Annotated in this window: 15 protein-coding genes and 3 pseudogenes; 12 read left to right on the plus strand and 6 right to left on the minus strand. The window is 57.1% G+C overall.

What is annotated here, in order from left to right; all coding sequences use genetic code 11:
- Positions 1-226 precede the first annotated feature (226 nt).
- A complete protein-coding gene (locus SIAM614_RS32820; protein ID WP_208984114.1) occupies positions 227-556 on the plus strand; it encodes a delta-class carbonic anhydrase in 330 nt (109 codons plus the stop codon).
- A 120-nt stretch (positions 557-676) separates the two neighbouring features.
- On the opposite strand, the gene SIAM614_RS27715 is transcribed toward SIAM614_RS32820, so the two are convergent.
- The 3 genes from SIAM614_RS27715 to SIAM614_RS27720 form a co-directional block, all read right to left on the minus strand.
- Complete coding sequence (locus tag SIAM614_RS27715) at positions 677-1,312, minus strand: IS5 family transposase (RefSeq protein WP_006939736.1); 636 nt, start codon at positions 1,310-1,312, stop codon at positions 677-679.
- On the minus strand, positions 1,302-1,451 hold the full coding sequence (locus tag SIAM614_RS33200; protein WP_229598026.1) for a transposase: 150 nt from the start codon (positions 1,449-1,451) through the stop codon (positions 1,302-1,304). The genes SIAM614_RS27715 and SIAM614_RS33200 overlap by 11 nt, the downstream gene beginning before the upstream one ends.
- A 310-nt stretch (positions 1,452-1,761) precedes the next feature.
- Positions 1,762-2,445 carry a hypothetical protein gene (locus tag SIAM614_RS27720; RefSeq protein WP_006939737.1) on the minus strand — a complete coding sequence of 228 codons (684 nt, stop codon included), beginning with the start codon at positions 2,443-2,445 and terminating at the stop codon, positions 1,762-1,764.
- A gap of 438 nt (positions 2,446-2,883) precedes the next feature.
- Here SIAM614_RS27720 and SIAM614_RS33205 point away from each other — a divergent pair, with 438 nt between their 5' ends.
- Complete coding sequence (locus SIAM614_RS33205; protein WP_229598007.1) at positions 2,884-3,036, plus strand: transposase; 153 nt, start codon at positions 2,884-2,886, stop codon at positions 3,034-3,036.
- 7 nt (positions 3,037-3,043) lie between these two features.
- Positions 3,044-3,625 (plus strand): IS5 family transposase, encoded by a 582-nt coding sequence (locus SIAM614_RS33210; protein WP_229598027.1) that lies wholly within the window; start codon positions 3,044-3,046, stop codon positions 3,623-3,625.
- 135 nt (positions 3,626-3,760) lie between these two features.
- Here the strand turns inward: SIAM614_RS33210 and SIAM614_RS27730 are convergent, their stop codons facing one another.
- The 3 genes from SIAM614_RS27730 to SIAM614_RS27740 all read right to left on the minus strand — a co-directional run bounded on the left by SIAM614_RS27730 (position 3,761) and on the right by SIAM614_RS27740 (position 10,047).
- Positions 3,761-6,883, minus strand: a complete 3,123-nt coding sequence (locus SIAM614_RS27730) for an efflux RND transporter permease subunit (protein ID WP_006939740.1) — start codon at positions 6,881-6,883, stop codon at positions 3,761-3,763.
- The gene (locus SIAM614_RS27735) at positions 6,880-8,244 is read right to left on the minus strand and encodes an efflux RND transporter periplasmic adaptor subunit (RefSeq protein ID WP_040441324.1); all 1,365 of its coding nucleotides are present in this window, start codon (positions 8,242-8,244) and stop codon (positions 6,880-6,882) included. The genes SIAM614_RS27730 and SIAM614_RS27735 overlap by 4 nt, the downstream gene beginning before the upstream one ends.
- A gap of 459 nt (positions 8,245-8,703) precedes the next feature.
- Complete coding sequence (locus tag SIAM614_RS27740) at positions 8,704-10,047, minus strand: hypothetical protein (protein ID WP_040441325.1); 1,344 nt, start codon at positions 10,045-10,047, stop codon at positions 8,704-8,706.
- 327 nt (positions 10,048-10,374) lie between these two features.
- On the opposite strand from SIAM614_RS27740, the gene SIAM614_RS27745 reads away from it, so the two are divergent.
- The 9 genes and pseudogenes from SIAM614_RS27745 to SIAM614_RS32310 all read left to right on the plus strand — a co-directional run.
- Positions 10,375-10,839: a hypothetical protein gene (locus SIAM614_RS27745; protein WP_157140133.1), complete on the plus strand. Its 465-nt coding sequence runs from the start codon at positions 10,375-10,377 to the stop codon at positions 10,837-10,839.
- A 119-nt stretch (positions 10,840-10,958) separates the two neighbouring features.
- The gene (locus SIAM614_RS27750) at positions 10,959-12,530 is read left to right on the plus strand and encodes a hypothetical protein (protein ID WP_006939745.1); all 1,572 of its coding nucleotides are present in this window, start codon (positions 10,959-10,961) and stop codon (positions 12,528-12,530) included.
- Between the two features lie 121 nt (positions 12,531-12,651).
- Positions 12,652-13,032 carry a type III secretion apparatus assembly protein SctX gene (sctX, locus tag SIAM614_RS27755; protein ID WP_006939748.1) on the plus strand — a complete coding sequence of 127 codons (381 nt, stop codon included), beginning with the start codon at positions 12,652-12,654 and terminating at the stop codon, positions 13,030-13,032.
- Between the two features lie 2 nt (positions 13,033-13,034).
- Positions 13,035-13,400, plus strand: coding sequence for a hypothetical protein (locus SIAM614_RS27760; RefSeq protein WP_040441326.1), 366 nt, complete (start codon positions 13,035-13,037; stop codon positions 13,398-13,400).
- 400 nt (positions 13,401-13,800) lie between these two features.
- Positions 13,801-14,373: an SH3 domain-containing protein gene (locus SIAM614_RS27765; protein WP_157140134.1), complete on the plus strand. Its 573-nt coding sequence runs from the start codon at positions 13,801-13,803 to the stop codon at positions 14,371-14,373.
- Positions 14,374-14,600: 227 nt separating this feature from the next.
- The gene (locus SIAM614_RS27770) at positions 14,601-15,095 is read left to right on the plus strand and encodes a type III secretion system chaperone (RefSeq protein ID WP_006939755.1); all 495 of its coding nucleotides are present in this window, start codon (positions 14,601-14,603) and stop codon (positions 15,093-15,095) included.
- 183 nt (positions 15,096-15,278) lie between these two features.
- A pseudogene (locus SIAM614_RS27775) lies at positions 15,279-16,005 on the plus strand (IS6 family transposase).
- Positions 16,006-16,126: 121 nt separating this feature from the next.
- Positions 16,127-16,543, plus strand: a pseudogene (locus SIAM614_RS27780) (IS110 family RNA-guided transposase); the annotation flags it as partial.
- A gap of 13 nt (positions 16,544-16,556) precedes the next feature.
- Positions 16,557-16,672: pseudogene (locus SIAM614_RS32310) on the plus strand (IS110-like element ISMno25 family transposase); the annotation flags it as partial.

Genomic DNA, 16,672 nt, shown 5'->3' on the forward strand with positions numbered 1-16,672 from the left:
ATTGCGAGATTTCAGAACCACACATTCCAGTCAGGCATTGGCGACACGAAGAACGTACCTGAGGCGCTACTTGCGGGCGGCAATCTTCGCAAAAGCCCTCAAGCAGCGCACCGTTCTGGCGGCCACGACCGTCGGGAGAGGGTTCGGTCCGCAATCGCCGCGCGACATTGACAACCGCTGGGGCAACAATCGTCGCGTTTTCAGCACGGTGCCGGACAGAAGCCGCATGACGCTATGCGACATTCATTTCCACAAGAACGCGGAACACAGGGGTGGAGACTTTACTACTTTCGCCGGCAACGGCGACGGTCGCGGCTACGGCACCGGTTTTCTTTATGACGGGCGTCTGAGCGCGGCGGAGCTGGCACTGAGGCAACGCCCTGTCGGTTCAAACACGGGGGATGAATTGATTCCCGGCGACACCATCGAGATCCATTTCGTCTTTTCTACCGTCAGCGGCGGCAGGGACAGGGGAACGGCCCTGGAAATCAGTTCAGGCATGAAATACCCTGTTATTCCGACAAAGAGTGCGAACGCACAGGCGGTGAAAAAGTAGATCCGGTGCGCGGTGGAAACCCTGTTCATGCGATTTCTTCCATGTTTGTCTCGGTTCCAGCGCACCGTGTTGCGCAAATCACGAGCCGGGCCGCAGTGGTCTCTTACCCGGATTTTGGCATCATGAGACACGCTCGAACGTAGGGTGTCCGAGGGAAGTCATCTTGTTGAGGACCGAGACGCCGATCCGGCTCTCGGTTCTCTGATTGTCCAGGGTACGTGATTTCAACCTTTCCCCGATGACCGACTTCCAGCAGCCCATCTGCGTTTCCACTCGCGCTCTCTGGTCATATCCGGTGCTCTTTTGCCAGGCCATGCGGCCATGGGCCTTGATCGCCAGAACATCCAGATCCCGCGCGGTGGGGTTGGTCTCGGCCTCAGGGCCGGCAACAGCCGTCTTCGGCGGCCGGATGAGGATCTCCACATCGGCAAAGCGCTGCGTGATTTCGTTCCGGGTGGCGGTGCCATCATAGGCACCATCTGCAAGAAAGCGGCGCACGGGTTCTTCAGTCTGGTCCAAAAGACCCGGCACGGCCGACGGATCGCCGATGTCGTCTGTCGTCAGTTCACTGCATTCGATCTGACCTGTCTCCAGATCCAGCCCCAAGTGGAGCTTGCGCCACGAGCGGCGCCTGGACGCCTTGCCGTGTTTGGTTTCCTGCCATTCTCCGGCCCCAAAGACCTTCAGGCCGGTGCTGTTCACCACAAGCTCAAGGGAACCCGGGCGCCTCGGATCGTTCCCGCGGCTAAGGCTCAAGCCCGCCAGCTCGGCGCGAGAGTGTGAAAAAGTCGGGAACGGCCAGTTCCAGCTTTATCAGCTGGAACACCGAACGAAGAAACCCTTGGGTTTGCCGCAGGGCCAAATGGAAAACGGTCCGGATCTCCGGGCAAACCATGACGGCAAGATCAGTGTATTACCCCGACCGACCACGCTTGCCGGTGTGCGTAACGCCCCAGTGATGCGCCACGCTTTCATCAACCCAGACCGTGATGTCCCTACGCCGTCGCAGGCTTTCATTATACTCGGGACAGTTCGTTACACGATGCATGGATTTCGCAAACTTGTGGCGACGAGATGCGTGGTGTTTGAACGGCATTCACAAACTTCAGAAGCAAGGAAACGCCGAGCAGGTAAGCACGAAACCCGATTAATGCGATAAGGTCCCGCCAAAGCGGAAGGGCCGTGGCGATACCGATCACAAGAAATCAACCGCCAGTCTTTTCAAATATGTTGCGATACTTGGATACCAGTCCGGAGCCCGTCAACCTGTTAACGCTCTCCCTCCCACCAGAGGGAGTCGCATTCCGAACCCCCAACCCGGGCGCAGCATCTCCCTTGATCTTCGACTTATCCAAACCGGAATACTCCTCGTCCGAATTATAGTCGAAACTAAATAGTCTGCCTATTTCTTCCTTTTCAGGAACTTTTTCACCTTGGGAACCGGATCTGAATTGATAGGGATCATCGATATACCGTCCTTTTGGCTTCTGACCGCTTAATTCATCCGAGAAATCATGCCCGCCATGGAGACTCAGCATATCATCTATTTTTTCAGTGTTTACGCTAGACCTCCGACGCGTGGCCTCGTTGCTCGGTTGCTTGAACTCTTCCTCGTTAAAAGAAGATTTTTTTGGGCCGTATTCATGCGGGTGTTTTATGTTTAACTTGACAGTCTTCGCTGGCACCTCATCCGCTATTGGGAGATGAGGAAGACCGGCGTTCGGCGCGGATTGTTTTGGGCTTTTACCAAGCAAAAACAGAACCTTAAGCCGGCCGAACAAACCTTGCTTCGGGGCAGGCGCATCAACAACGGGCTCTTGAGCGACCGGCGGCGCACTGTCGATCGGCCGAACGTTGCTCAAAGAGCCGCAGACAAAAAAGGGAGGCATATGCTCAACTCCAGAATTAAATACTTTGCGTAAGTTAACTTGAAGCCCGCCGGATCGCGGTCACATTTGGCACACTCTGCAAGAAAAACGCGCCGCGACTATCCGCTACATTCTGGCGGCGAAGCTCCTCGACATCGAGCTTGTTGCATTAATCGGGTTTCGTGCCTACCTGCTCGGCGTTCCTTGCTTCTGAAGTTTTGTGAATGCCGTTCAAACACCACGCATCCCGTCGCCACAAGTTTGCGAAATCTATGCATCGTGTAACGAACTGTCCCGAGTATACGGAAAGCCTGCGACGGCGTAGGGACATCACGGTCTGGGTTGATGAAAGCGTGGCGCATCACTGGGGTGTTGTGCGCACCGGAAAGCGTGGTCGGTCGGGGGTAATACACTGATCTTGCCGTCACGGTTTGCCCGGAAATCCGGTCCGTTTTCCATTTGGCCCTGCGGCAAACCCAAGGGTTTCTTCGTTCGCTGTTCCAGCTGATAAAGCTGGAACTGTCCGTTCCTGACTTTTTCACACTCTCGCGCCGAGCCGGCGGGCTTGAGCCTTTGCCGCGGGAACGATCCGAGGCGCCCGGGTTCCCTTGAGCTTGTGGTGAACAGCACCGGCCTGAAGGTCTTTGGGGCCGGAGAATGGCAGGAAACCAAACACGGCAAGGCGTCCAGGCGCCGCTCGTGGCGCAAGCTCCACTTGGGGCTGGATCTGGAGACAGGTCAGATCGAATGCAGTGAACTGACGACAGACGACATCGGCGATCCGTCGGCCGTGCCGGGTCTTTTGGACCAGACTGAAGAACCCGTGCGCCGCTTTCTTGCAGATGGTGCCTATGATGGCACCGCCACCCGGAACGAAATCACGCAGCGCTTTGCCGATGTGGAGATCCTCATCCGGCCGCCGAAGACGGCTGTTGCCGGCCCTGAGGCCGAGATCAACCCCACCGCGCGGGATCTGGATGTTCTGGCGATCAAGGCCCATGGCCGCATGGCCTGGCAAAAGAGCACCGGATATGACCAGAGAGCGCGAGTGGAAACGCAGATGGGCTGCTGGAAGTCGGTCATCGGGGAAAGGTTGAAATCACGTACCCTGGACAATCAGAGAACCGAGAGCCGGATCGGCGTCTCGGTCCTCAACAAGATGACTTCCCTCGGACACCCTACGTTCGAGCGTGTCTCATGATGCCAAAATCCGGGTAAGAGACCACTGCGGCCCGGCTCGTGATTTGCGCAACACGGTGGGGTGAAAACATCCGGGATAAATTCCGTTGCCTATTGGCCCGCCGTTCGCAATTCTAATCCAGCGTGTTGAAACATGTCAGCTCGGAGCTTGCGGAGGTGTTCGTTTTTTCCGCTCGGCCGCCAGAGATGTGAAGCCGAGATCGTCCAGGATCGTGTAAAATGCCGGGACGATGAACACTATCAGAAGTGTCGTCGCAATCAGCCCAAAAGCGATGGAGGTCACCAGCGGAACGAGAACCTGGGCCTGCGGGCTGGTCTCGAACAGCAGCGGGAGCATGCCGGCCGTGGTCGTCAGGGACGTCAGGAAGATTGCGCGGAACCGCGCCTTCACCCCGAGATGAGCGATGTCGGCAACGCTGTCCAGTTCCGGAGAATGCTCGTTCTTGATAAACTGGACCAAAAGAATGGAATCGTTCACGACGATTCCGGATAGAGAAATGAAACCGAGCATGCTTGGCAGGGAGAAATCGATCCCGAGCAGCAAGTGACCAAGGACCGCACCGGAAAGGGCGAAGGGAATGAGCGACATCACCACCACGGGTTCGGCATAACTGCGGAATTGGAAACTGAGCAGGATGAAGACGATCACAAAGCCCATGCCGATTGTCGAGCCCATCGAGCCCAGGGTCTCGATGCTCTTGGAGTTTTGTCCCGCCGTAAGGGCCCGCAGTCCGGGATAGGACTCGAGAAGAGTTGGAATGAAGCGGGTTTCAGTGTCCTTGACGATTTCGTTGGCATTGGCCACGCCGAGCAACACGTCCCCGGTGACGGTTACCGACGAGAGGCGGTCGATCCGGTTGACGCGTGCGAAGCCGCGTTCGGAATTGGTCGTCACGACGCTTCCAAGGGGCACCCTGTCGCCGGCCGGTGTTTTGACGGTGAAGGATTCCAGGTCGCCGAAACTGTCGCGGTCCGCAATTGCTAGGCGCAGGTCGACCTCTAGTCTTTCTGGCCCGATTTGAACCTCGTCAGCAACGATGCCGTTAAAGGCGCCCGCGAGCTGGTCGGCGATAGCCTGACCATCGAGCCCGACAGCGCCGGCACTTTCCCTGAGTGAGATTGCGAGTTCCGGCTTGCCGAGCGCCAGGTCGTCGGAAATATTGTAGACCCCGTCATAACTCTTGAGCCAGGCCTGCAACTCCCCGGATGCCTGGTCCAGAAGGTGGATGTCGGCATGGGACAAGCGCAATTCGATCGCTCTTCCCGCCGGTCCAAGCGCTGACTCGGTGATGACGATCCGGCGCACGTCGAGCGTGTCGGGAACCTCTTGCCGCCAGGCTGTCAGGATCTGCTCGTTGCTCGCGTTCCGTGCGGCGCCTTCGACCAGGTCGACACTGACGGTTGCCAGGTGCGCACCTTTGGTGCCGGTATCGCTGTTTTCGCTGAACCGAACGAGCACATTGCGAAGCAGAGACGAGGTGTCCGGTTCGCTTGGCACCAGCGTCGCATCCATGCGCCGCAGCGCTGACACGACCTCAGCCGTGACGCGCCGCGTCTCCTTCAAGGTGGCGCTCGCCGGAAGCTCGATTCTGGCCTCGATCTGGTTGCCCTCGACATTCGGGAAAGCCTGAAATTTGATTGCCCCGCCCGCAAGGAGAGCCAGGGTTCCCAGGAAGAGCATCAGGCACAAACCGACCGAAAAATAGCGATTGCGCACAGACCAGAGCGTGCAGGGACCGATCGCATTGTCGAAAAGCCAACGAATGAACGCTTCCGCCCGCCGCGTGACCCGGCTGGCTTCCAAAGCCGGTGCGCCGTGCGACAGGTGGTTCGGCAGGATCAGAAAGGCTTCCAGCAGCGAGATTGCCAGAACCAGTAGCATCACAATCGGTATCACGCTGAGCAAGTCGCCGAGATCGCCGCTGAGGAAGGCGAGGGAGCCGAAAATCGCCGCCGTCGTCAGGAAGGAGGAGGCAACCCCCGGCGCGACCTGTCGCGTGCCCTGGATCGCGGCTTCCCGAGGGGAAAGCCCCTGAAGCCGCTTTGTCGCGATGTTCTCGGATATCACGATGGCGTCATCCATCATGATGCCGACCACAACAAGCAGGGCGACCATGGACAGCATGTTGATGGTGATGCCGAGTATCGCCATGAACGCAAGTGCTCCCAGGAAGGAAACTGGCAGGCCCATGCCTATCCAGAAAGCCTGTCGCCAGCCGAAAAAGACCCCCATGACCACAACCACGAGCATGAGTCCCTGAAGACTGTTGACCGTAAGCATACGGAGCCGGTCTTTCAACGCGAGGGATCCATCGTTTATGATCGTCAGCTCCACGCCGGGAGCCGCATGGAGCTGCTCCTCCCGCACGAAGGCCTTCACGCGATCGACCACCTTGATGAGATCGTCCGCTCTGCTTTTTGAAACGTCAAGGACAGCCGCGAGCCGGCCATTGAGCCGTGTTTCGATCTCCTCGGTTTCGAACATGTCCGTAATGGTGGCTATGTCACCGAGCCTGATCTGCCCACCCTGGGGCGACGAGGTGACGATGATCGAGGAATAGGCATCGATCTCAAACCTTTCGTCGGCGAACCGCAGAAGTATCGATCCGTTCTCGGTGAAAATCTCACCGGCAGGGACATTGATGTTCTGGCGGCTCAGTGCACTGGCTATCTCAGGGAGCGTCAGCCCGAGTTGCCGGGCTGCGGCATCGCGGACCTCGATCCGGATCTGACGTTCGGAAAAACCGGCAACCGTAACCTGATGGATGCCGCCGAAGCTCTGCATGCGATCCTTGACGCTCTCCGCATAGTTCTTCAGCTGGACCTTGTCGTCTATCCCCGTGATCACCACCGATGTGGCCCGGCTCTGGCGTCCGACCTTTTCGATGACAGGATCTTTGACCCCGTCCGGAAAGTCCGAAATGGCTTGGATTTCCTGAGTGACATCCAGCATCAATTGATCGATGTCGGCATCCCCCGACATGCGGATCGTTGCCTGTGCAAGGTTCTCCTGGGAAATGCATCTGAGCTCATCGATGTTCTCGATTCCCTCGAGAGCGTCCTCGATCCGATGGCAGACCGCCCTCTCGACATCCCCCGCCGCTGCGCCTGGGAAGGTGACCTTGATCGACACCTCCTTGAACGGAATTTGTGGGAAGGTCTCGATCAACAGGGAGGGAATATTGAGCAGACCGATAATCATTAAGCCGGCCATCAGAAGATTTGCCGCCGTGGGGTGCTGAACGAAATACCGGATCATCGGGAACTGCTCCCTACGGCAGACGTGTTGCCGGTTGCCAACGCCAGGTTCCGGGTCGCGACATCGTCTTCTACCGGCTTCAGCAACATGCCCTCGATTGCGGGCGACACGTCGCTTACGATCACCCTGGTGCCGGCTGGCAGCGGAGCCTCAAGAACGACGATGTCTTCGTGACGATAGGCAACCACCGCATTCGCGAGCACAAGGCGGTTGTCGCCGGATACAATCATGATCTTATCGTTCACCACCGCGCTGCGGGGTAAAATTGTCCTTTCGGAAACCTCCGGACCTGTCAGCTCGACTTTTACGAACATGCCCTTAACCAATGGTGCCCTTGTTCCCGGACGGACATCGTCATAGGGATTGTCGACGTTGACGATCAGTCCCAGCGAGCGCGTGTCGGGATCGACCGTGTCACTGATGCGCTTTACCTTTGCAGGCCATGTGCTTCCGGACTCGATCCGGACGCGGGCCGAGAGTTTCTCCAGTTTCCCGCCGACGTTTTGCAAGCCGTCCTCCGCGTCCGCCCGCCCCCTGTAAAGGAGGCCAGCGAATTCCGAGATGCTGACGGGATTGAGCTGCACATCAATGCTGGCGGCATCTATTCCGTCCAGCTCTCCGATTGACGTTCCGGCGGCGACAAACTTGCCGATCTCAATGCCTACCCTGGCGACCCGCGCGTCGAAAGGAGCGCGGATGACCGTTCGCGAACGGTTGAGGCGGGCCGTTTCCAGGCGCAGTTCGTTCCTGCGTCTGGCCTGCTCCAGAGCTTTTTGTTTGACCGGATTAAGGGCAATTTCATTTTCGAGATTTTGGACGGCGGTCTCCTGCTGCAGGACTGCGGCCTGCTGATTTTCCACTTGCTGGTCGGAGATCACCATGCGTTCCAGAAGCGTCTTGAGACGGTTCAGTTCCCGATTTTCCAGATCAAGTGCGGTCCTTGCGATTTCAAGTGACTTTTGCTGTGCCCGCAACGCCACCGACAGTTCCTCGAGGTTGACATCCGCGGCCGCGATGTCGCTGGTGGCTTCGGCGACCTCAAGCTCGAAATCTTCTGGGGACAGGGAGGCCAGAACGTCGCCCGCGGAGACGAAAGCCCCGCGTTTCAGATCTTCGTTGATATGGGTGACCTGACCAGAAACCCGCGCGATCAGGTCGAGTGTGCGTGACGGCGTGACCGTGCCGAACCCGGTTATGCGTGGCGTAAAGGACTGTGGTGCGGTAGTAACAACGCGGACCACGGTCGCGATCTCTCCGGGTCGCGAGCGCGTTGGCGCGTCCCGCCCGCTCACCGCGAGCAGCAAAACCAGGACGCCGATAATGACGGGCAGGATGACGAGGGTTTTTCGGGACAAGGACAAGGGAGCTGCTTCCGCTTCTGAAAGAGTTCTGCTTCTGTGCAATCGCAAAGAAACCTGGCGTCCTTCAGGCCGCTCGGGAACGGGCTGAAGGCACGGTTTTACGGGTTCGCAGTCTAGTGAGCCTCGATGGCGGCTGCCTGTGACGCACAGCACGTAGCGGCTCCGGGGCTTCGACAACGGATGGATAGATAGTCGACGCTGTCCGGTTGACGGCGAACACCGACGGTCGCGAGATTAAGGCTGTCTCACCATGCCGCGCGACTTGACCGGTGCTTCGTGTCGCCCGGGCGACACACCTTGCTCCGCGGTCGAACAGGATCTTGTTTGGTGAAGGTGGTGTTCCAGGCAACTGTCAGATGGTTCGAACTGAGCCTGCCCGGCGAAGCCTGTCTCAAGCCGCGAACTTCATGCGGTGCCGGCCTGCCAAGCGGTCAGTTGGGGCAAAAGCATCGATACCCGCTAATGGCCCAGGGCTTGCGTGAAAAGGTCGCGCCAACGGGCCGCCTCTTCGCTTTCTTCAATTTCGACATATTCTCCACTGACTGTCAGCAGCTCCGTCGTTTGCTGAAGGCGGGCGCTATTCGAGGGAAAAATCCGGTCGTCAAGATTTTTGTGAAGGGCGATTAGCCCGTTGCAGTACACTACCAGTGCCTTGGCGGGCGTCGTTTCACCTTCAAAACGGCGCACCAGCTTCCGTCCGTCCCCATGGGAAGGAGCGTTCTTGGCACAGAAGTTCAACAGATCAGCCAGAAGTTCCCCGGCACGTTCCGAGCCGACTTGCGAACTGTCTTCCGCATCGTCTTTTGGGCCATCTTCGGAACCGCCGTCCGAACCGTCTTTTGAACCGCCCTTTGAACGATCTTCTGTATCGTCTTCAAGAGGGTCCGCGAACCCCGGGAACATGTCTTCAACCTGTCCTATGAGCTCGGCGCATCCCTCAAGTGCTGTCCGCAGTGTTTTCAGACAGCTCAACTGATTCATGAGACCGCGCAGAACCGTGCGATCGGTCCGGCCGGCAACAGTCGCCAGATCGTCTCCGGCGGCTTTCAGAAACACCTCGCTCAAGGTGTCGAAATCGAGGATCTTGCAGTTTTTCAACAATGCTGCGTAGAGTTTGGCGATCTTCATGCCGCCATCGATCATGTTGCTGTACTGGGCCCGAAGGATATCAGCCCGCGTGCCCAGCCTTCCCTCCGCCTTTTGCGCATGCGGCAGCATGGCGTAATCGGCGCGCACACCGTTGACCATTTTCTTGTCGAAAAATCTATCTGCGGCCTCTTCAAGCAGTGACGGAAGGCCGCTTCGCGAGCTCTTACCCTCGAAATGCATGCGGGCCCCTTGGAGCAACATGTATTGCTGCCGGTTGCTCGCGCCGCTTTGCTTGAGCACCTCGCGAATATCGTTAAGCGCCTTTTCCCGGGCTGTTTTCGATTCGTTGGAACCGAACTGCTGATCGTCCGCGATGTCTTCGAATGCTATCAGTTTCTCAACCAGAGTCAGGAGATCGTCCTGCGACGGCGCATCCTGAAGTCTCGCATAATATTCCTCAATGCGTTCGATGACTATTCGGTTGACCGGACGACTGCTGTGGCGTTCGAGCTGGCCGAGCTGGCGCCTTCCTGTCCGCTGCGAGAGAATAAGGCCGATTTCCTCCTGGATGTCTGTTATCGGCGACGCATTCGGTGAGACTTTGACCGCATCGCCCTTGCGGGCAGCGGACAGGGCCGGATCAAGGGCCGCCACGCCAACAAGCGCACGGTCGCGCGCATTAACAGCATCGTACGAGATAGGGACAGTTACCATGGTTTTCGTGCCTCAGGACTGCGAACCCTGCACCGGTCCGGAACGATTTCCGGATAGACATGCTCGCATTGTCTCGCGCTCCAGCCGGCGCATCCAGAATAGATAGATATCCTCGAAAAATGTCGGGGAGCTGTACCAAATGGCACAGCTCCGATTGGAAAAGCTGTGAAAATTGCCTGATCTGTAACGTATGCGTCCGGCGTCTGCTGGCTGAGTCCCTGTTGGGATCTGGAGGCTGGTTTTCGGGCTGCGAAAAGAAAAATTTTTGTCGGGATTTTGGCCGTTTCGCGTGGGGGTGCGGCAAGGAGTGTCCGGGTTCGTGGTTGGTTGACTGGTTTGTCGGCGGGAGTGATCAGGCATTTATTCACCGGAAGTGTCCGTCTGGAGTATTCGATGAACAGGAATGAAAGCAAGCCGCCGCGGGATGTTGGTCCCGCTGATCGTGTGCGCCTCAATATCGGCTTTTTTCGCGATGAATTCCGCCGTCGCCGGGGAGCAATGCGTCATGTGATGCCGCAGATCGAGCGTGCGATGCGCATGCTATCGGTGTCGCCCCTGTTGCGCGACGATGCCTGTTTTCACAATCTGGTTTACAGGATTTCTTTGGCCGGAACGCCGGATGATTTCGCCGACCGTTTCGCCGACCTGCATCAATATGTGTTGTCCCGCTCTAATCAGGCGGCGAAAGGCGGCGCTCATGGAGAGCGGCCGGGCCGGTCGGGCGCAAGTGCAGCGCCATACCGCTCCGGCAAAGGCGGGGTCATCGGCGGGCGGCGTCACCTTGGACTTTGAGGTGCCGGATGGGTTGTTGCCAAATGTCCTTGATGTCCGGGCGAGGGCGCTGCCGCCGGAGCGACACCTGTCCGTCACCACGTTGCAAATGCCAAATTGGCCTGAAGGGTTGAAGTGAAATGCGAAATCTGACCGATGATGCCAACTTTTTCTCCAAGACAATAATTTCGCCCACCGAGCCGACGTCCAACCCTCTTCCGACCCAAAACATAACGGGCTCGGGCGATTTCAATTCGACGACGCTCAAGAACAAGGAGAATTACGAGGCCATCTTTCCGTTCAAGGATGGTTCGAGTGAGGAAGCCCGGCTGCCTTCGCCGCTCGACGAGGACGGCAACCCGATCGATCTGCAAACCGTCGACCCCCAGGATATCTCGCCGGAGCTCTTCAGTCAGAACTTTCACTCAGCCCATCAGCTCGAATTGCTGAAACGGTTCAACGGCGAAATCGCTCTCGGCGCCGGGGATGACAGGATTGATGTACTTGAGGGGGGGGGTGGTCGGACCGTCCTGATCCTGACGGAGATCACGAAAAACGATCTGGCTCAGCTCAGTATCGATGACCAGACGCGCATCGTGGAGTACCTGTCACGCCCAGACGTTCCGGACGAGGTCAAGCAAAAGCTGGCGTTTCTGTGGGAAGCGGAGGTTGGTGGAACGGTGGAGGAAAACCGGGCGGCCGCGGGAGAACGGGTCGAGGCCGCCATCAAGGAGATCGGGGCCGCGGAAAGCGAATTTGACGAATCCTATCTTGATCAGCTTGAAATCCTACAGTTGAAAATAAGCAAGAACGTTCTGTTCTCTCATGCATCGATTGATGCACAAATCGATTCTGTAAAGGAACGCTTTGAGCGTATGAATGCGTTCGAGGTGAGTGTAAAATTCAAGGACGATCGACCGTCCGGACTCAAGTTTTCGCTCCCAAGTAGTCTGGACAATGGCGTGTCAATGACCGCAGCGCTCGAGACTCTTCTGGAGCAGGAAAAACGAATGGTTGAGGTGCAGAAGCAGCGCCTCAACTTTGCGTCCAGCGGAAGTGCCCTCGACCTGCCGTCTCTTGTCGCGGGTCTGCAATTATTTGATAATATTGAGAAAGAGGTCGAAGCGGCTGAAAAAACCATTGAACTGGAGCAGAATAACGAGCTTGTAAGATACTATACCGTAATGCAAGGCATATTGAATGAGACTCAAAAATCGTTCAATGGGGAGAAGCCGGAAGAGGAGCGAGACGTATTTGGAAACAAGGGAAATGATCCTGTAAGAGTAGGTATTCCTGTGGCCGTAGATGGTGACGACGCGGATCTTACTGAAGAAGAACGTACCGCATTGATGATGTTTGATGATTTTTTCTCTGGAGGCAACTCCTTTGAGGGGGAAAATAGTCATCCTATGGAGACCTTAAATAAGGTAACTAGACCTTTCGACGACATTTTACCTGACGAATCCACCACTATTGATGAAATCAACGACGATGGCATTGTATTTGATGGCGTGTTTCCTCAAAAAACCCAGGCGCAATGGAACCTCTTCTCAACGCAGATTGCGGACGCGGTGACCGTGATTAACCAGAGAACCCAGATACTGACCAATGACATCACCACGCTCAACCAGGAAGGCAACCGTCACTTCGAATTGATGAACAATTCGCTCCGGCGTTCGGTCGACATGATCAATTCGATCGCGCGTGCCTAGCATGCCTGTACTATCGGCGTGTCCCGATTTTGTTTCCTCCGTTCGTATTCCAGAAACTCGGGATCGTACTTGTTAAATATTTTTATCTTGGATTTTGCGCTATTGACTGAGGATCGGCCCCATGCGTACTCAACGATTTGATTTCGGCCTTGAAACTATCACGCGCCGTAGTGTCGATGACGAGGATCACCTCCCGGCGGAGGGAAAGAGCGCACCGGTTTATCTGCCCGATGGGCTCAAGCTCGACGAAATACTGGCGCCGCCGTCCCTGGACGAACGGTTGACACGGTTGCTGCAGCCGGAATTTCTGGATCCGGAGCTTCTCGAACCCCGCGTCCTGTCCCAGACACGGCAGGAGGCCAGCTGGATCATGGGGGTGTGCGCGGAGCGCTCCAGCGGCGACAGCAAAGCCGTGCTTGATGCCGCGGCGAAACTTTGCCATGGGGAAGTCCTGCTGGACGACGAGGTAAGATTGGCTCTGGCGGCCTTGCTGAAGGGGTGAACATGCTGGTCCAGCAAAACGTCTTGTCGAGAAAACAGATCGACTACATAACGTTGACGATTTTTCTGCTCGCGCGCCATGGCCGGATCGAGCGCGCCCAAATTCTGGTTGATGCCTTGTACGCACTTGGAGTAAGGGCCGAGAAAACCTTGGTCGCGCGAATTGTCCTGAAGTTCCTGTCGGGAAACTATCCGGAAGCGCTGCAAGACCTTGAGGATATCGAACAAGGACTGCTCCCAAGAATAGAGCCCGCGAAGCGGAAAGATTTGAGGCGTCTGCTTACCTATATTCGTGCGCGCTGCTTTTGTGAGATGGATCGCCGCTCCGAAGGCGAGGAAATCGCCCGGAGTCTTCTTTTAGTTGAGTGATTGTGTCGCGCGCCGGTTCAGGAGCCATGGCGCGGGGCAACCTTGTTGGGTCCATCAAGCAGCGCGAGGCTGTGGATGGGGTGACGAGACCTGCCCCGAGCGTCGTGCGTCCCACACTGTTTTTAAGCAGCCGTTTCCAGCTGGTGAGGACAGGAAGTCGGTCCTTGCGGCTTTGCCTTGCGCCTCGCGCGCCTTTTGGGCTGGAGCCGCGGATACAAAGAGATTCAAATTGATATCAGGCGGGAGTGCCGCGGTTACGGTTTGGCGTTAATTTCATGCCGTGACCTTGCGCGGCGCGGAGAGCTCCATAGCGTGTGGGGGTATCGTAGAGGCAGGGATTGTCGGCGAAAGTTATTCGTAGCGGCAATTCTCCGGGGGCTTGGCAACTGGAGTTTTAGAATTGCAATACATCAAAAATATTATAGTGGCGGCAGGTGCTCTTATGCTTGCCGGGCTGATCGGAACCGCTTCAGCTGGTGCCGCGACATCGAGCGCGGTGACGGTGTCGAATTTAAACATGCGCGCGGGACCTGGAACGGCGTTTCCCGTCGTTAATGTCCTCCCCGTCCATGCCGGTGTCACCATCTACGGCTGCAACGTCGATACTTCTTGGTGTGATGTCGGTTTTGGCCGTGGCCGGGGCTGGGTCTCGGCCAGTTACCTGCAGGTAATTTACGGTGGGCGGCCGGTGGTCGTGACCACCGCGATCGCGCCCGTAATCGGGCTGACCGTTGTAACCTTCAACCAGACCTACTGGAACGTTCACTATTCCGGCCGTCCCTGGCACGGGCACTGGCACCAATATTCCCATTTCGCGGCTGGTGGATGTGGGGAACGTGGCTGTGCCGGAGTTGCGTCCGGGCCCCGCCGGGTCGCGGCGGGTGCTTGCAAGGATGGCGTTTGCAAGGGAGTGGTCGTCCGGCGCACGCCGAATGGTCCGGTCGTCCACAAGCGCGAAATTTCGAGACCTTAGGACTTTCTTTTCTCGGGGGGCACAGGACCTTCAAATAGCGTGGAACCCCCTCGTGCGGCTGTTGTGAAGAACGGTCTGCCTCTCCGGGCTCTCGCCTGGGCGACACGAACCAGCTTTTCGCGGTGTTGCCCGGGCAACTGGTTTCGATATTTCAGAATTTGAAGATGCGACCGCATGTCAGGTTTTTGGGCATGTAGTCTGAAATATATCTGAAATGAAAGGAATTCATGATGCAGGACGAAATGGAAATGCGTCGTTTGGCCGATGAGCTTATCTCCGGCTTCGGGCGTGTCGTTGGAATTGAGGAAATAGCCTTTGGCGCTCAGGGGCGGTGTGATCTTGCCTTTGACGAGCAGCTGATGGCAATCTGTGTTGATGCCTCCATGGGGCACCTGCATCTTGAATCACCTGTACTTGAGCTTCCGGTCAGTCCGTCCCAGGACTTTTACTTGAGGGTTCTTTCCGACAACCTCGTTTCGTTCTCGAACGGTGTTGGCTGTCTAGCCGTAAGCCGGGAAGAGCGGCAGGTCCTCTGGCTGGACCGCACGCCCATCAAGGGCCTATCGCAAAGTGCATTTGAGGACTGGCTTGCAAAAGGTATCGAACGAGCGGAGTTCTGGGCAAATGAAATGAAAGGATGGGTCAATTCCGTTTCCAACTCGGGGACGGTCGAACCGCGGTTTATGCCGATGGAGAGCTCCGAGGTCGTATTCAGGCCGTAAGCGGGGCCTTTTGTTCCACCCCTGTCACCGGCGGGCCGGCTACGCGCGCTGAAGGAATGGCCGAATGGTTCCCGAAAGCCGCGCGGCACCGTTTCGCACGTCCGCAACTATTCAGACAAACCGAGCCACCAAAGAGGGCATTGCCGGCTTGTTGATCGCGCTTTGGTTTGGTAGATCGCTCTGATGTTTGCTCGTCTCGATTTATCGGGCCTCAAGGGCTTCAGTTTTCCCAGGTCAATCACCGGTTTGCGTTGAGTACGGCAGATGTTGAAGATCTCCTGGCGGAGCAGGGGATTGGTGTCAGCCGGGAAACGATCCGCAAATGGGTGAACCGGTTTGTCCGGCATTTAGCGCGCTGCACTCGTCGGGACTGGCCAAAACCAAATAACAAGTGACCTCTTGATGAGGCGGTGATTGTCATTGGCGGTGTGAAATACTGGCTCTGGCGGGCATTTGACGGCGATGGAGACATGCTCGATATTCTGGTTCAATCCCACCGGAATGCAAAGGCGGCCAGACGTTTCTTTGGCGGGCTGGTCACGCAGTTCGGCGCGCCCAGGGTCGTGGTACCCCCTCTCGTGACATTGCATTGGCAATACACTGCCGGGCAATGGACAAGCTGCGCAGCTACACCAGGCCGGTTCAGGCCCTTGCTCCGGATGCCGACCATCGCGCTCACAAGGGATTGAACAACAGGATTGAGAATTCCCATCGCCCGACCCGGAAACGGGAGAAGATCATGGGCCAGTTCAAGTCACCCCGCCAAGTTCAACGGTTTTTGTCTGCCCACGTTCAGATCAACACGATCTTCCGGCCGCGTCGATATACCCTGTCGGCCGCCTCATACGGGCACGCAAGAGCAGATGCATTCGGACTATGGCAGGACTACACCGGCGAGATGAACGCCTGAAATCCGTCTAAACGGGGCCCCATGCGCGCCGAACAAAACAAGTTGATGGTGTGGACAGCCCCACGTAAGGGCATCGCAATGTGCCATGTTGGTGAACCCAACAGCAATGGGAGCCATCCACATGCAGATTACAATATTGGGCATCGATCTTACCAAGTCCGTCTTCCAGCTTCACGGGATTGATGCGAACGGAGGTGTCACGCTCAAGAAGAAAGTCCGACGCTGGGCATTGCTGAAGATACTGTCCGACCTCTCCCCCTGCCTGATTGGCATGGAAGCTTGCGCGACCAGGCATTATTGGGCTCGTGAGATTGCGGCGTTGGGGCATGAGGTGCGTCTGATCCCGCCTGCTTACGTCAAACCCTATGTGAAGCGGCAAAAGAATGACATGGCGGATGCCGAAGCGATTTGCGAGGCTGTCACCCGACAGAACATGCATTTCGTCGCAATCAAAAGCGCTGACCAGCAGGCCGTGTTGATGCTGCATCGCGCTCGGGATCTTCTGGTGCGCCAACGTACGATGCTGATCAATGCATTGGTTGATTGAGAAGGGTGTCGAGGTGCACGTCATACAACCTTCCAGCGTTCCGGTGGATAGGCGCATGCGACGAGCGAAATCCGATGGCATCGATGCGGAATTGTTGTTGCGCGCACTACTCGCATGGCT

The organism is Roseibium aggregatum IAM 12614 (assembly GCF_000168975.1).
Taxonomy (GTDB): domain Bacteria; phylum Pseudomonadota; class Alphaproteobacteria; order Rhizobiales; family Stappiaceae; genus Roseibium; species Roseibium aggregatum.

What these genes read in the sequence shown, in the direction of transcription:
- SIAM614_RS32820 (WP_208984114.1), top strand. Translation starts at nt 227, where the DNA reads ATGACGCTATGCGACATTCATTTCCACAAGAACGCGGAACACAGGGGT.
- SIAM614_RS33200 (WP_229598026.1), bottom strand. Translation starts at nt 1,451, where the DNA reads ATGGTTTGCCCGGAGATCCGGACCGTTTTCCATTTGGCCCTGCGGCAA.
- SIAM614_RS27720 (WP_006939737.1), bottom strand. Translation starts at nt 2,445, where the DNA reads ATGCCTCCCTTTTTTGTCTGCGGCTCTTTGAGCAACGTTCGGCCGATC.
- SIAM614_RS27730 (WP_006939740.1), bottom strand. Translation starts at nt 6,883, where the DNA reads ATGATCCGGTATTTCGTTCAGCACCCCACGGCGGCAAATCTTCTGATG.
- SIAM614_RS27740 (WP_040441325.1), bottom strand. Translation starts at nt 10,047, where the DNA reads ATGGTAACTGTCCCTATCTCGTACGATGCTGTTAATGCGCGCGACCGT.
- SIAM614_RS27750 (WP_006939745.1), top strand. Translation starts at nt 10,959, where the DNA reads ATGCGAAATCTGACCGATGATGCCAACTTTTTCTCCAAGACAATAATT.
- sctX (WP_006939748.1), top strand. Translation starts at nt 12,652, where the DNA reads ATGCGTACTCAACGATTTGATTTCGGCCTTGAAACTATCACGCGCCGT.
- SIAM614_RS27760 (WP_040441326.1), top strand. Translation starts at nt 13,035, where the DNA reads ATGCTGGTCCAGCAAAACGTCTTGTCGAGAAAACAGATCGACTACATA.
- SIAM614_RS27770 (WP_006939755.1), top strand. Translation starts at nt 14,601, where the DNA reads ATGATGCAGGACGAAATGGAAATGCGTCGTTTGGCCGATGAGCTTATC.